The 15,876-nt window shown below is 42.5% G+C and carries 11 protein-coding genes and 1 pseudogene; 7 read left to right on the forward strand and 5 right to left on the reverse strand.

What is annotated here, in order from left to right; genetic code table 11:
* Positions 1–456 (forward strand): response regulator transcription factor (locus HWQ37_RS12340; RefSeq protein WP_292747598.1); only part of this gene is annotated, 456 nt, incomplete at its 5' end.
* A gap of 5 nt (positions 457–461) precedes the next feature.
* Complete coding sequence (locus HWQ37_RS12345; protein ID WP_292747601.1) at positions 462–1,550, forward strand: sensor histidine kinase; 1,089 nt, start codon at positions 462–464, stop codon at positions 1,548–1,550.
* A gap of 428 nt (positions 1,551–1,978) precedes the next feature.
* On the opposite strand, the gene HWQ37_RS12350 is transcribed toward HWQ37_RS12345, so the two are convergent.
* Complete coding sequence (locus tag HWQ37_RS12350) at positions 1,979–2,860, reverse strand: succinate--CoA ligase subunit alpha (protein ID WP_292747604.1); 882 nt, start codon at positions 2,858–2,860, stop codon at positions 1,979–1,981.
* A gap of 367 nt (positions 2,861–3,227) precedes the next feature.
* Positions 3,228–4,454, reverse strand: coding sequence for a succinate--CoA ligase subunit beta (locus HWQ37_RS12355; RefSeq protein ID WP_292747607.1), 1,227 nt, complete (start codon positions 4,452–4,454; stop codon positions 3,228–3,230).
* Positions 4,455–5,241: 787 nt separating this feature from the next.
* Here HWQ37_RS12355 and HWQ37_RS12360 point away from each other — a divergent pair.
* The 3 genes and pseudogenes from HWQ37_RS12360 to HWQ37_RS12370 form a co-directional block, all read left to right on the forward strand.
* Positions 5,242–6,990, forward strand: a complete 1,749-nt coding sequence (locus HWQ37_RS12360; RefSeq protein ID WP_292747609.1) for a hypothetical protein — start codon at positions 5,242–5,244, stop codon at positions 6,988–6,990.
* Between the two features lie 480 nt (positions 6,991–7,470).
* Positions 7,471–8,331 carry an alpha/beta fold hydrolase gene (locus HWQ37_RS12365; RefSeq protein WP_292747612.1) on the forward strand — a complete coding sequence of 287 codons (861 nt, stop codon included), beginning with the start codon at positions 7,471–7,473 and terminating at the stop codon, positions 8,329–8,331.
* Between the two features lie 97 nt (positions 8,332–8,428).
* Positions 8,429–8,660, forward strand: a pseudogene (locus tag HWQ37_RS12370) (Mu transposase C-terminal domain-containing protein); the annotation flags it as partial.
* A gap of 180 nt (positions 8,661–8,840) precedes the next feature.
* Here HWQ37_RS12370 and HWQ37_RS12375 read toward each other — a convergent pair.
* Together HWQ37_RS12375 and HWQ37_RS12380 are read right to left on the reverse strand one after the other, a co-directional pair.
* The gene (locus tag HWQ37_RS12375) at positions 8,841–10,463 is read right to left on the reverse strand and encodes a serine/threonine protein kinase (protein ID WP_292747615.1); all 1,623 of its coding nucleotides are present in this window, start codon (positions 10,461–10,463) and stop codon (positions 8,841–8,843) included.
* 553 nt (positions 10,464–11,016) lie between these two features.
* Positions 11,017–12,708 carry an NAD-binding protein gene (locus HWQ37_RS12380; RefSeq protein WP_292747618.1) on the reverse strand — a complete coding sequence of 564 codons (1,692 nt, stop codon included), beginning with the start codon at positions 12,706–12,708 and terminating at the stop codon, positions 11,017–11,019.
* A 643-nt stretch (positions 12,709–13,351) separates the two neighbouring features.
* On the opposite strand from HWQ37_RS12380, the gene HWQ37_RS12385 reads away from it, so the two are divergent.
* Both HWQ37_RS12385 and HWQ37_RS12390 read left to right on the forward strand, forming a co-directional pair.
* The gene (locus HWQ37_RS12385; RefSeq protein WP_292747622.1) at positions 13,352–14,464 is read left to right on the forward strand and encodes a D-alanine--D-alanine ligase family protein; all 1,113 of its coding nucleotides are present in this window, start codon (positions 13,352–13,354) and stop codon (positions 14,462–14,464) included.
* 188 nt (positions 14,465–14,652) lie between these two features.
* On the forward strand, positions 14,653–15,303 hold the full coding sequence (locus HWQ37_RS12390) for a hypothetical protein (protein WP_292747625.1): 651 nt from the start codon (positions 14,653–14,655) through the stop codon (positions 15,301–15,303).
* A gap of 361 nt (positions 15,304–15,664) precedes the next feature.
* On the opposite strand, the gene HWQ37_RS12395 is transcribed toward HWQ37_RS12390, so the two are convergent.
* On the reverse strand, positions 15,665–15,876 hold a 212-nt coding region (locus HWQ37_RS12395), incomplete at its 5' end, for a hypothetical protein (RefSeq protein ID WP_292747627.1).

Here is a 15,876-nt window from a genome sequence, read left to right on the forward strand (position 1 = left end):
GAAATCGATCGCGTCATTGGTTTGTCTACTGGTGCTGATGATTACATGGTCAAACCCTTTAGCCCCAGAGAGTTGGTAGCTAGGGTGCGGGCGCTATTACGACGTAGCCTCCGCCAAGGGGGACAACATCAAGTCAATCGTACCCAACACTTTATTGTCGATGTAGACCAGCGCACCGCTAGTCGGCAGATGAAATCTCAAGAAGTTGAAATTTTGGACTTAACTACCCTAGAATTTAACTTGCTAACCACCTTTGTCAGCAATCCTGGTCGAGTTTGGAACCGCACTCAATTAATTGATAAACTGTGGGGAGATAATTTTTTTGGCGATGAACGAGTGGTAGATACTCATGTAGCTCGGTTGCGAAAAAAGATTGAACCCGATCCGGCAAATCCCACTTTTATTAAAACTGTTGTTGGGGTGGGCTATAAATTTGAAGATCCTCTAGTAGCGTAAATGTTATGAAGATGGGGCTGAGAGGGCGGCTGTTTTTCTCCCACTTGGTAGTAATGATTGTGGGAGTAGCTAGTCTGGTAAGCATCAGCAAAATCTCTTCTCCCCGCTTGTTTGTCTTACATTTGGAACGATTAGAAAATCAGGGGTTCGACTTAATCGATGTCCGTACTGAATTGGTTACAGGATTTGAACTTGCTTGGCAGCGTAGCACTATTTGGTCAGTCTTAGTCGGCACCACCGCCGCCGGAGGATTGAGTTACTGGGTGTCTAGACGGATTATGCAGCGATTGACCGAGATGGAACAAATCACCCAAAAATTTGCTGCTGGTCAGATGGATGCAAGATTACCTGTGTCTGATATTCCCGAACTTAGTGGATTGAGTACTAGTTTCAACCGAATGGCAGCCAGTTTAGAAGGGGTAGAAGCGCGGCGGCGAGAAGTGATTGGAGATATGACTCATGAATTACGCACACCATTAACTGTGGTGCGCGGTTACTTGGAAGAACTAGCTGATGGGGAAATTGAAGCGTCCCCTGAAATCTATCGGCGTTTAGCGAAAGAAACTCGACGCTTAGAGCGATTGGTAAACGATTTACAAGAATTATCTAAGGCAGAAGCTGGTTATCTACCAATTAATATGCAACGGGTAAATTTGCGTCCGTTATTAGAGTCATTAGCGGAGAAATTTTCCGACCAACTATTAGAAGATGGGCCAGTTCTGCTTTTGCAATGTCCATCGGTGCTACCTCCGGTATTGGCAGATATTGACCGCACGGAACAGGTGTTGGTTAATCTGCTAGGTAATGCAGTACGTTATACTGATGAAGGTTCAATTACCATTGATGTTGGGACTGAAGGATCTCAACTCTGGATTGCGGTTAGTGATACAGGTATTGGTATCGCTCCAGAAAATTTGCCTCATGTGTTTGAGCGTTTTTGGCGAGCCGATCAATCGCGCGATCGCCATTCGGGAGGTACTGGTATTGGTTTAACTATTTCCCATCGTTTGATTGAACTACAAGGCGGTCAAATTCAGGTAGAAAGCGTATTGGGAGTTGGCAGTACGTTTCGGTTTTTTCTGCCTTTGGCTTGAGTTGAACCACAAAACCTGAGATCCGAAGGATTGACACAAGGTAGTCATGGCTGTGTCATAACCAATTGCTAGCTTGAAAGTATCCAAAATCTTAGTTTGTTGATGGATGGCAAGATTTTGCAAACATAATAGAGTATAACATTATGTCTACTTTTGTTCTGGCTGCTTTTTTGGTTATTTTACTCAGTCTTTCGGGTTACGCTGCGATCGCCTACCTGTTTCCTCAAAATCGCTCATTAAAATAATTCGTAATGACGCTCGATGACTCGCTAACGCTACGCTAACGTAATTCGTAATTCGTAGTTAATCGGACTTACGCACGGGTCACGGAAAATCGTACCACAGAGGACGCAGAATTCACGGAGAAATGAGAGTTTCAGAGGTTTCTTGCGTAATTCGTAGTTAAGAATTGAATTACGAATTAGTAATTAGTTAATCTCTTTTCTCAATAATTCTGGAATCTGAGAAGGGCGTTCAGCTACTGTAACTTGCGCTTCTTTTAAAGCTGCTAATTTACTCTGGGCTGTACCAAAGTTAGGATCGCGTCCGATGACTGTTGCTAAAGTCCCAGTTTGTCGCCAACTTTTTCCTGGTGGTGCTTGTCTACCTGCGATGTAGGCAATTACTGGTTTATCAATTGCCTCAGCAATGTAACGCGCTGCTGCTTCTTCACTACCACCACCAGGTTGACCGACTAAAACGATCGCTTGTGTGGTTTCATCCTCATCGAGAATTTGCAGCCATTGCAAAAATGAGGAACCAACGATCGCATCACTACCAATGCTGACACTAATCGACTGCCCTAAACCTGCTTTTGTTAATTCGTAGGCGATTTCGTAAGTGAGGGTGCTGCTACGACTAACGATCCCCACTGTTCCAGGGGTATAAAATTCGCTGGGTTGAGTCCCTAAGAGAATTTTTCCTGGGACAATGATCCCCGGACTATTTGGCCCGATTACCAAAGTTTCACAAGCTTCGGCTTTGCGGAGTAATTGCACCATATCCAAAGGTGGCACACCAGCAGTAATAATAATAATCTGGCGAATCTTAGATGCGATCGCTTCTAATGCTGCATCTAACACATCATAAGGATCTACACAAATAATTGTTGTGTCAATTGCCCCAAATTGTTCTACTACCTCTTCTACTAAGTCAAATACTGGCAGTCCGTGCAGTTCCTGTCCGCCGCATCCAGGATTGACACCAGCTACTAAATTCGTGCCATAAGCTTGCATTTGAGCAACATGAGTACCTGATATAAATTCACAAAAGCCTTGAATTAAGACTTTACTTTCTGGTGTTAGGTTCATAAAAAATTACCTTAAGTTTGACAACCCAGTGCCTTAAACCACTGGGCAGAGAAACGACACATTTACAGTATCGTATTGATTCAATTTTTACTGAAATTCTAAAAAATAGTCTGGAAGTTGAGTGTTCTAAAAGTCAGAAAACCTGCCTCTAGCTAATACCAATTCTGTATGAAGATGCGCCAAACTATATGAGGAACGAACCGCAAAGGGCGCATTCGCGGAGCGTCTCGTCAGAGAAGGACACAAAGAAAGAAAGTAGTCCCCAAAAGCAAAGCTTTACTTGATTTGAACCTCAAACTCAAAAATTTATACCCGACGGTAAAAATTAATAATTTTTGAGTTTTGAATTGGAAGAAAATGACATTAATTATCTTTTATGAACCGTTGGTTTAGCAAGGAGAACTGCTGCCGCCACTGCCTCATCTAAATTTTCTACCACAACGAGCGCGTCGGTGTGGGTTTTTAGTGTTGTCAAATATTTTCTTGCAGCATTAAATTCAGAACCAGCAAGACGGATAACTAAGGATGGAAAATTAAGCTGTCGCCGAACTTTACTACCATTAGAACGTACAACCTGTGATTGAATTTCGCTGTTCTCTGGCTGCACAACTCTAGCTATAACTTCAGTCACTTCCTCAATTTGCGGAATGCTACCCAGAAAGTTAATTAGTATTACTTGAATGCTTTTATCAGCCTCCAGCATTTTCAAACCTGTTTCTAGGCGATCGCGGAAGGTAGTTGGTGTAGTATCTGTAAGGAAAGCATGACGTAGATTTAAACAAACGCCTGGTTTGCCGCCAGCGTTAGCAACTAAATCTAAAGTTGCCATCACTGAACCAGTACCATTACCTAAAATACCGATTTTTCCATGCATTTCTACGCCATCCCAGTCGCCCAAAATACCGTTGATTTCAGTACTGGTATGACGACTGATAATTTTTGCTGCCATCTCAGCTAGATCGGGATGACGCTTGATCGCCCGTTCGTTGACCCTGACTTTACCATTAAGAGCCATAACTTGACTAGTACTACTGACTGCCAAGGGATTAATTTCGACTAAATCCAGGTCTTTTTGGACAAATAACTGGTACATCTTCTCCACAACGCTGCTTACCGACTGCATCAGCGTCCCTTGCAAACCCATTTTTAAAGCCAATCTTCGGGCATAAAAGGGCGAAAATTCTTGTTCTACGACAACGTAGTGCATTCTTTCCCCGGCGGATTCCCAATCGATGTCTGCTTCTTTGCAACCTAAAAGTACTGGTCGGCAGACAGCAGTATCTAAAACCACCGCCAGATAAAATTCCTGGTTCGCGTCGTATTGGGATTCTGCCAGCACAACTTCCGGCAATTCGCCCCATATTGGTAGACTAAAGATATTTTGAGCAGCTGCGATCGCATCGATAGTCGTTTGGGCAAACCTGACTCCACCAGCTTTTGCCCGTTCCGCTCCGTGGACTTGAGATTTCAGTACAATTGGAAAGCGAATTTTTAACCGTTTTAAATCTGTAGGATGGTCAATTCGTTGAGAAGGCAATACTGGAATGCCTATCTTCGCAAACCATTCTTTAACTTGATACTCTAATAAATCCATTGATACACCTTACTATTGACACTTTCCAAGCTTTTGGTTAGTCCTGTCTTAATATTTTGCAGCACCTTTATTGCAGAATTAACCTTTTTGCAGCTATAAAAACTTATTTTTCTCGGATCAATTTTATCGAATTCAGCAAATCAAGCATATTAATTTCTATAGCCAACTTGTTTGTGCCAGAGCCACAACACATAATTAATCTCCTGGGCAAGTTTCCCAGCATAGAAGATAACTAGCGTTTTTGTCAAAACCCTCTGACATAGGATCATTTTCTTAACCTCTAGATAATTTGGTAACAACTGCTCTGCAACTGGAATTTTGTAGAGCCGTAGCTATTAGACCTCTTGCATAAGTCGAATAGCCCCCCCTTAATCCCCCCGATATATTGGGGGGAAACTTGAAATCTTGCGCCCTCCCCTTTACAAGGGGAGGGTTGGGGAGGGGTGATTCAAAGATTTTTGCAAGAGGTCTATTGTGATTTTAATTGTCGCAAACTAATGCAGTGAAAATACTCAAATCTTTTATTATTCCCATTTTTTATTGGCAATTTATATCTGAAGACAGATTATTTCATTTTGTATCTAGCCCTGTAAAAATGTAGCGCTACAAACAATAACTACTTTTTTAATTTTTGGTGAAAAGTCAGAATTTGTGTTAGAAAGTTGGTCGTTCAGATTCTCAGGCTATGGTTGGTTAAATTGTGCATTTGTATTCAACAAACCTAAAAAGTTCATTTCATCCCCTTAAAGATAATCAAAACTATATAGAAGTTGAGCGGGAAAGCTCTATGAAAGTAGCAGCGCAGCAGGAAGATTTACAGCTTTTAGCCAAAACTTTGCAAGAACAATTACTTGTAGAAGTCTCAACGGCTGAAGTCTTCGAGGTGAAGTGCGTCGTCAATAAAGGCGAGTTAATGATTTTAACGCAACACGCGGCAGATGTAATAGTTGACGCTCAACTAATTTTTGCAGTTATTGAGGAAGTACTTCAATCTCTAGCACCCCACAAAGAACAGCGCGTGCAATGTTTCCTCAGAATTTTTGGCGAACAACTCCCTTATACCAAATGTTTCTTGACGTTGAAGCAGACGGGGGGATGGGTCGCAGGGGGAGATGAGGGAGATGAGGAAGCAATATCTTACTCATCCTCCTCATCTCTGACATATTCTGCATCAGTCAATGAGGCTGAAGAAGAAGAAGAACTGTTTGACCCCTTTGCAGATACGCCGAATTTATCGGCTTCAAAGCCAGGATTCCAAGTCAAACTTATTCTCCTGGGTGTGGCGTTGGTGGGAATTGTAGTTTTAGGCGGTGGTGCTTACTTATTGACTCGCCCTTGTGTGATGTCTGAGTGTCAAGAAATACAAAACGCCAAGGAATTAAAAACAAAATCTCCGCAACTGATGCGCCGCGCCAAATCTGAAAAAGAATTAGTAGCTGTACAACAGCAACTTGCAGCAGCCAGTACAGACCTGAATATAATTCCTAGTTGGTCGCCTCGTTACCAGCAGTCACAGGAACTAAAAGCAAGTTTGTCTGGGCGGTCAGAAAAAATCAATCAGGTGGTCAAAGCTTTGCAAACAGCATCTTTGGCGACACAAAGAGTTCAAACTCCGGCATCTAGCTTAGAGGAATTACAAACTAGACAACACCTATGGCGACAGGCTATAGCGCCACTAGAAAGTATAAGTTCTAGTAGTGAACTCTATGGGCTGGTGCAGGGGAAATTACTGAATTATCGTGTTCGTTTGCACGCTGTAAATCAACAAATATTTATTGAGGAAAAATGGCTGAAAAAACTAACCGCAGCGAAAGTTGTAGCCGTTGCAGCCGAGAAGCGGGAGAAGAGTGCTAAATCTTTGAATGACTGGCAAAAGGCGCAGTCTACCTGGCTGGTGGTAATTAATGCTTTGAATACCATTCCCCGAAATAGCGTTGGCTACCAAGAAGCCCAAAAGCTCTTGGTAGATTATAAACCCAAGTTAGTATTAGTCCGCGATCGCACTACTAAAGAACAATTAGCTGTTAAAACCTACCAACAAGCCCTTAGCACTGCCAAGCAAGCCAAAGTTTATCAACAACAAAACCAATGGCAAGCAGCAGCAATATACTGGGATCAGGCTTTACAAACTGCTAAAAAAGTTCCCCAAGATAGCTTGTACTACACTCAGGCTCAATCTCTCGTCGAACCCTATTCAGCGTCCCTCAAACAAGCGCAAGAAAAACTACAAGTTGTTAGTAATTTGCAGCAAACCCGTACTGATTTGGATAAGACCTGTATTAATGGAATTCGGATTTGCACTTTTAGCATTAACAATGCAGAAATTATTGTCCGACTAACCCCTGAGTACGACCAAATAAGGCAAAATAACTTAACTAATCCTTATTCTGAGAACTCGAATACTGCTGTTGATGTTACCAATCATTTGCAAATCTTACGAGAAGCCCTAGCTGTAATTGGTGAAAATGCCAATCTGTCCCTTTTTCTTTATGATTCCCAAGGTCAAGTAATTTATACACGGACTTTAGGCGGGTAAGTAGAATCCCTATTGAAGAATAAAGGATGAATTGTACATTAACTAATTATTTGTCAATCTAACAAAATATTGCCAGAGCATTTTAAATACCTAAAACCCTGACATAATTCTTACTATGTCAGGGTTTTTGCTATTTAATGAAAATAGCGATCGCACTTCTGGCTAAAAATTACAGATTTGAGAAAACGCTCAAAAATTGGGTGATATTTCAGGCATGAATATCCAATTTGAAAAAAGAATGCAACGATGAACTTATAATGATGCCAAAGAAATATTTAAATAATCGGGAGCATCCCAATGCAAGCTTAAATCTTTTCCCTCACCCCCAGCCCCTCTCCCATCTTTGGGAGAGGGGAGACATAATTCTAGTTCCCCTTATCCCAAAGATGGGAGAAGGGGTTAGGGGATGAGGGTTATCAAGGTGTTTGCACATTTGGGATGCTCCCAACCCAAATAATCTGATTTTATACAATTGGGAAAATGCGAGCGAAAATACGAGATACAGAGATTTTCTTTGATGTGGAAGGTTCTGCATTAGTAGTGGATGGCGCGAGTATCTACTCTAAACCTGTCGCCTTTCTCATCCACGGTGGACCTGGTGCAGATCATACTTCCTTCAAACCAACTTTCTCAAGTTTAAGCCGAAAACTCCAACTAGTCTATTTTGACCATCGCGGTCAAGGAAGGTCTGCCCGTGGAGCTAAAGAAACCTATACTCTAGACAATAATGTTGAAGATATGGAAGCGTTGCGCCAACACCTTGGTCTGGACAAAATTGTGGTGATTGGTGGTTCTTATGGTGGTATGGTGGCGCTAACTTATGCAGCTCGCTATCCTCAGAATGTCTCTCATCTGATTGTGATTGCCACGACAGCCCATAGTGGCTTTTTAAAACGCGCTAAAGAAATCCTCGCATTAAAGGGAACTGAGGAACAACAAGCAAGCGCCCAGCGACTTTGGGATGGAAACTTTGAAAATGAGGAACAGTTAAGACAGTATTTTCAAGTGCTGGGATCGATGTATTCGCTAAAATACGATCCTACTCAGTCAGGCTTTGCTAGACAGCAGAATATTCTTTCAGTTGATGCGATTAATGTTGCTTTTGGCGGTTTTCTCCGCAACTACAATATTCTTGACCAGTTACACAAAATTACTGCACCCACTTTAGTTATTGCAGGACGGCATGACTGGATTTGCGCCCCAGAATTTTCTGAAGAAATTGCTCAGGCTATTCCTAATGCCGATTTGAGAATTTTTGAGAATAGCAGTCATTTGATTCGCGTAGATGAGCCAGAAGCACTTTTGGATGCGATCGCAGGTTTCTTAGTTTACAAACGTTAGATCAATTCGTAATACCCTTTAGTAGTTTACAGCAGTTTTCATGTACAATGCTTTTTGCAAAGATGGCAAGTAATTAGAAACCTCACCAAGACTAAGCATCATAGGGATAAACTTAGGCTTTGATGCTCCGAGTTCTCAGGTAGTAGCATTAGCCCTGCGCCATGCAATTTTGCCAAAGCAGTATGGGTCAGAATATGGACTCCATGAAGAATAGGGAACCTACGGAAAACCAGAACATTTTTTATACCGATGGTGGTAAAGATTTTCGCTCAAACCATTTGCAACAGATAGGTATGCAATTAGGATTTGTTTGTCATTTACGCGATCGCGAAACTTTCCTGACCCAAAAGAAAACCAAAAAGGAACGTCAAAAAGCGGAACAGGCTGTAGTACAAAAAGCTAAACAACCATTGCTAGTTGAACCAGAATAAATTGAAGTGGCATTGGTTGATAGTGAGCCAGAATACCAGATGCCAGAGGTCTTTTATTACGAATTATGCCTAGCTGTACTAGTTATTGTCATCTTGCGGCTTTTCCTCGAACTTCTGAACATTCTGGGGTTGACTATTAGTCGGTGAATTTTGCTTTTCAAGTGTTGGTACTACCACAGAAGAAGGATCTGATTGTTTAGATTCCGTTGATGGTGCTGGTTGTATAAGCAGAGGTTTTGACGGACTTATGGGTTGAGGGGAAGCAGGATTTTGACTAGAAGCGGGTAAGTGATTTTGTGGGAATGGCAATGGTGCGGGAGAAGCATTTCGAGATGAGCGGATTGCCCGTAGTTTCTCCACTAACGAGGGCGTGGGTGAAATGTTAGGCGAAGGTGTGGATTGTTCGGAATCACCCCGTTGCGGTTCTTTTGTCGGGTTGCTGGTAGATTCTTCTTGAGAAGAACGGCGATTGCGGCGACGCTGCTTGGAATTAGAGACAGGTGCTGTTTCGGTTCTTGAAGTAGTGTTAGTATTTTCACCTCCAGGTGAAGATGTACTATCAAAATTAGGTGCTTTCGTGCCTGATTCTTGAGTTGGCTTTTCAACAAGTGGCTTGGCAGTCGGCTGCTGAGATTTGGGTAATAAACTGGCGATCCCAAAACCGGCTGTAGCAGCAACTAGGGCTACACCCAGACCAATAAATACTTTAGATGACTCCAGCTTTTTAGCCAATACAGTTTCTTTCCCTATGCCTGGGTTGGGCTGCATCAACACAGCTGGTCTATGAATAGAATTTTGGGCAGTTTTGCCTATTAAAGTTGCTGCTTGCTGGGCAGATAAATTGACAGTTGGTACTGCGTAAGTGGGTAAAACTTGCGATTTCCCATTCACCTCATTTCCAGGTAGCAATTGCAGCCACTCAGCAACTGTCGCTGGCCGAAAACGAGACTCTACCGCCATACCGCGCATTACTGCCTGGTTGACAGCAGCACTCAAATGTGGTTGCATCTCGCGGGGGGAAGGCATTTGTTCGCGATCGCGCAATAATGCTTGCATGGGAACTTGGGCTGTCAACAGTGCATACAAGGTTGCCGCTAAACCATAAACATCCGTGGCGGGTGTGCGCGCCGCTTGCGTCATATACTGCTCAATGGGAGAATAACCCTCAGAAACCAGACCTGTGTGGGTCTGTCTGACACTGCCATTAAATTCCCTGGCAATACCAAAATCAATCAGTATTACTTCCTGCGTTCCCAGGCGAAGGATGATATTATCTGGTTTGACATCGCGGTGTAACAAACCGTTATTGTGTACTACCTGCAACGCTGCCCCAATTTGCCGGATGTAATGAATTGCTGTAGCTTCAGGCAAAGTTATTCCTGGTAATACAAATGCGTCTCCCAAGGTTTCGCCAGGAATGTATTCCATCACCATGTAAGGCAGTCCAGCTTCCACAAAAAAGTCACTAACTCGGACTATATTTGGGTGAATACACGTAGCTAATCGTCTGGCTTCATCTTGGAATTGGCGCTCGAATTTGACAAAATCAGGATGTTGTCGCAGCCGTTCATTGATGGTTTTCATCACCACTTCCTGACCCAAGTAGTGATGCGTAGCTTTAAAGGTAATGCCAAAGCCACCCCGCCCTATTTCTTGAATTAGGGTATATTTTCCATCCTGCAAAATTGTTCCTGCTAACATAAAGAGTCCTGAGTCCTGAGTGAGCAGATAAGTACCGAGTCCCGAGTTTTGAGGGATTTCTCAAAAATTTTCCCATATTTTTATCGGGCAGGGTTCTTGCCTGTCTATTTTACGGGATGATTTAGTTGTTGGAATTCCTGAAGTAAGAAAGACCTCTCCACGATCGCAACATTTTTATCTTTCTCAGATGATAGCGCGGGAGTGTGGCAAGCTTAAAGCGAAAGACGGGCTAAGGCTATTTTTGAGGTTTAAACAGAATTCAGGAGTCAGAATTCAGAATTCAGAGTGAATTATGTACAACTGGCGAATTTTATGAAATTTCTGTTTAAACTTACTAGTAGTCTGTCCCATTAAATATGAAGAGTTATAAAAGTTTGTAGTAAGCACTTCAGTGCTTAAAATTGAGCGATAAATCGCTCACTACAAACCTAGCAAAATTAATGGGACAGACCACTAGGCTTAACCCAAGCGTATTGGAATATAACCAAATTTTGGTTCTCTCGGTACTTTTATTTATAAACAGATTTGAATGTCTGGTTAAACCGTATTAAGCTTACGCGTGTGTTTCGCAAACTTGCTCGCCGCGCCACAATTGATATAGCCGCGTGGCCGGCATCGTCATATATAATACATCACCAACGCTGAGGTTGGTTTCTAGTAAATCCCAACCATGAAGGGTTTGCTGATTTGTCTCTACGTACAAAGGTACACAATCAGCAGACATTGCTACATCTTTTACCCATTGGCCACAAAAGACGTGTGAAGCTGTAATCACAGTCGCAAAAGCTACCCAAAGACTATCTGCTGTGATGCCATTACCAAGAATACGTCCCCCTAGTGCAGCCGCCGCAAAAGCTGGGGCTGCTAGTTCAGCCGGACTCAGTACGGCCTCGAAGCCAAATAGCTGTTGCGCTATACCAGCAAAATCAGGATCGGCATAATGAACAATTACCGGAATGCTGGGTGTCAAACCTTTGGCTTTGAGGGCAATTTCTAAATTGGTAGCATCATTACTAGTCACAGACAGCACGGCGGCAGCAGATTCTATATTACTGGCTTTGAGTATTGTACGGAAGCTGGCATCGCCCTGAATGACGGGGATACCAAGTTCGCGGGCGGTGTTGATATATTTGTTGTTGGAGTCGGGTTCAACTACTACAACTTCATGTCCACTGGCGTGGAGTTGTTGGACAATTCTCACCCCAATACCACTCAAACCACAGACAATGTAGTGCGATCGCTGGGGAATTCGGGCTGCATCCCAAAATTGCTTAAAGCGGCTTCCTAAGACAAAATCGGTCAGCATGGCATACCAAATACCAATCACCACTGCTCCAACCAGCATCATCACAACAGTAAATAACTTAATACTGTTAGGAGCATTTTCTACTACTTTGTCATTACCACCCGCTCCGGTAATCATGCCTACCGAAAAATATAGAGCATCAACAGGAGACAAACTCAACTCAGCCGACATATAGGTGAATGTTGCGATCGCAATAACTATCAATAAGGCAACAGCACCCAACACTACCGATCGCCCGTGTTCCTGAAACTGCCTAAAATTAGTCAGAACTTTCAGCAGTTTTCTAATCAACGATCTCCGGGGGGGACGGATGCGGGGTTGTGTGCCAATAATTAAGCGATCGCCTACTTGGATTTCTTTCCCAGATATTACACCTGAAACCAAATCCATCTCACCTTCTACTGGCAAGTAATAAATTAGCATCCGCGATCGATCTTCCCACAATTCACTCAGCTTTCTACCTTTCCAGCAGTGATTTTCATCAATGTATTCTTCGTGAATTGGCCAAGGTTGCTGAAATAATTTGATTTGTCCGATCGCTCGGTTTCCCATTGCCGCAAAGGTAAATACGGGTGCTGCTAATCCGACAACACTCATACTCAAGTGGTCTGGCAAACTTTGATCTAGGCGCTCCGCCAAATTTGTATTATAAAAACGGTTGATAATCCGAATCTGAGGATTTAGCACCCGCGCTTGCATCATAATAGACAAATTCAAAGCATCTTTAGATCCAGCGATGACTAAAGTGTGTGCCTGTTGAATTCCTGCTGCTGTTAGGGTAGAAGCTGCTTGTAAATCTCCAACAATCACATCTCCTGCCGTTTCGCCAGGGATAGATTGGTGATGAATACCAATAACAAAGGCTCCCTGGTGTCTCAGCAGACGAAAGGTTTTATATCCGGTACGTCCTAAGCCACAAACAATAATTCTGGGTTTCATGAAACGGCAGCATCTTTTACAGGTAGGGCTGCATTTCTAGTTAGTTATTAATAATATTGTTGCCCATTATCCTGAAATATAACTGTAGCTGACAACACGATTGTTTTAATTACAGGCAGGGGGCATTTTTGCTTCGTTGCCATCCCGCCTGGGAATAAATTCCAAGGCTAATAGCTAAAGTCCTCTCAAGAGGACTAAATACAAGAGTTTAAGCCATATATAGGACTCATATTTGATTTTTGAAAAAAACTCAGTACACCTTTATTCCTTCTTCCCAGTCCCCAGTCCCCAGTCTCTACGAGTAATTCAGGAATCAAATCGGATTGCTATAGATAGCTTTACTTTGTAAAAACAAAAATTTCAGTCCACGCTTAGTGGACTTTAGCTATTAGCCCCGAACTTCAGTTCTGGGCGGGATATCGGGTGAGCGCAACACTTTGACTGTTACAAAAATGTGGGTAACTACAAGCCTTATAAGGTTCGGAGAGTAAGATTTGTCGTAAAACATCGCTATAGTTTGACACCCCAAATAAGAGAGTTTTTCTAAATAGGTTTCAATAGCCAATAAAATAATATAGAAAAATATGGCAATTTTTGTAGGTTGTGATACGCTATCTGCTTTAGGAGTGTGGAGGAACCGAAAATGACTAAGCTGCGCGTGGGATTACTGTTTGGCGGTCGTTCGGGAGAACATGAAGTTTCGATCAACTCAGCACGGGCGATCGCTAAAGCTTTGAGTGCAGAGCAAAATGCTCATAAGTACGAAATCCTGCCTTTTTATATCCAAAAAGATGGCCGCTGGCTGGCGGGAGAAGCACCCGAAAAGGTTTTAGCAACCGGCAGTCCACTAGTAGAATCGGCAGAATCAACTTCTGAGGGAAATCTAATATCCAACCCTCAAGCCCAAACTCTGAGTAAGTGGCAATCTCCCTCTCAAGTCGCTCAAGTGGATGTTTGGTTTCCCATTCTCCACGGACCCAACGGTGAAGATGGGACAATTCAAGGGTTACTCACTTTAATGCAAGTCCCCTTTGTGGGTTCTGGGGTGTTAGGCTCGGCAGTGGGGATGGATAAAATTGCCATGAAAATGGCCTTTGAACAAGCGGGACTAGCACAGGTAAAATACAAGGCGGTAACTAGAGCGCAGGTTTGGTCTAACCCTTGCGTATTTCCGAAACTGTGTGATGAAATTGAGGCAGCATTAGGTTATCCGGCTTTTGTCAAACCTGCTAATTTGGGTTCATCGGTGGGTATTGCCAAAGTGCGATCGCGCCAAGAATTAGAAGCCGCTTTAGATAATGCTGCCAGTTACGATCGCCGACTCGTTGTAGAAGCTGGTGTAGTCGCCAGAGAAGTAGAATGTGCCGTTTTAGGTAACGAGCAACCCCAAGCCTCTGTCATTGGAGAGATTACATACAACAGCGATTTTTATGATTATGAAACTAAATATACTGAGGGACTAGCAGATTTACTGATCCCGGCACAACTTCCAGATGCGATCGCTCGTCAAATTCAGGATATGGCTTTGCAAGCTTTTGCAGCTGTTGACGCGGCAGGGTTAGCAAGGGTAGATTTTTTCTATGTGGAAGCGACACAAGAAGTTTTGATTAACGAAATCAATACCTTACCAGGCTTTACTGCAACAAGCATGTATCCCCAACTCTGGGCTAATAGTGGAGTCCCCTTTCCAGAATTAGTCGATCGGTTAATTCAACTTGCTATTGAAAGGCATTCTCCTAGTTTAGAGAAGAAATAAGCGAACTGATTTCAGATTATTACGGTAAAAAGTCACAATAAATACAGAACTTTGGCAAAAATTAGCCAGATTTGGTAGCTTCTGTTTTACAAAAAAGCTACTTAAATCTAAACTTTGTTACGGATACCTGATGCTTGACTCCTCCAGTACAATTTATTGACTAGAGGGGTACAAATCTGAAAAGAATCATGGAAAAAAGTCAGAGTGTACAGCGCGAGCGAACCCAATTAAAAAGGGCTACTCCAGAGCTGACAAACAGGAAATCGAGACTAAGAAATAGCTCGAACGTTCTGATATATCTGGTTGCACATCATCCTTGGCTATTGTTAACTGGGTGTTTAGCCATGTTTCTGGGAGGTGGTGCCTTTGCCTTATATAGCTTAGGTAATGCTGGCCCCGTGCCACAAGAAGAACCAGAAAAAATCCCAGTTATAGTTGAAGAACCAATCAATCCGCCCTCTGAGAATAGCAATCCTACACCTTTATGGGTGATTGCTGCGATCGCTCTCAGCTGTGGTGGTGGTTCCTTGCTCATTTTCCGAGTGCTTAACCGCGCAAAGCAACCGCAAAAAGTTCAAAAACAGGTTAATCGCCATCAGGTACGCTTGGCACAGAAGCATCACCAAAAATTGGAGCCGCATCTTACCAAGAGTCAGCCCATTTTTGTGCCACAGCCACAACTAATGCCCGTTATGCAGATGCAACCTAAAACAAAGCATCTGGTGACAGTTCTACCAGCAGAACACAAGCACCACCTGGATAAGCGCACAGAACCTTTAGCAGACTTGATGGATCTTCGTAAAAATAGTTCATTGTCTGCTATTTTACGCCAGTATTAATATTACTGTAAAGTAAAACACCGTTAAATTAATACTTTTTGCCAATTAGCTTGGTTTAGATTCCCGACTTTCTCTAAGAAGTCGGGAATCTTGTTATGTACAAATAATTTATTGTGAAAATGGGCGTGCTATAGCGGTTTAACTGCTTTTAAAAAGTTAGATATGAGCAATTAGGAAATTTAAAAAGCTGCCAAAATGGCAACCAGCTTTTGATTATTCAAGTTAAATTGTATGAAGATAAACGACTTCAAGGGTTAAATTATCAGGGACTACTACGTAATTAAATTTATTTTGTAAAACACTATTTACTAAGTGATTTACAAAAACAAAAAGCTGTCTATAACAATTATTTGCAGAGTATTTATCTCAGTAAATAAACATCAATAATTAAGTTTGGCATTTGCTGCAACAGGAATATTAAATGCGTGCGGGCGTTGTTGTTGAAGTACGCATTAGCCCCTAACGGGTAACGTCTGTATACATTCCTGTTCACTTCAGTAGCAAATGGTAGAGTGGGAGTTTGAAAGCTGACTGATATGCTTCCTCCCACTCTCTTTTTATCTAATTCGTAAT

Source organism: Nostoc sp. NMS4, assembly GCF_017115095.1.
Taxonomy (GTDB): domain Bacteria; phylum Cyanobacteriota; class Cyanobacteriia; order Cyanobacteriales; family Nostocaceae; genus Nostoc.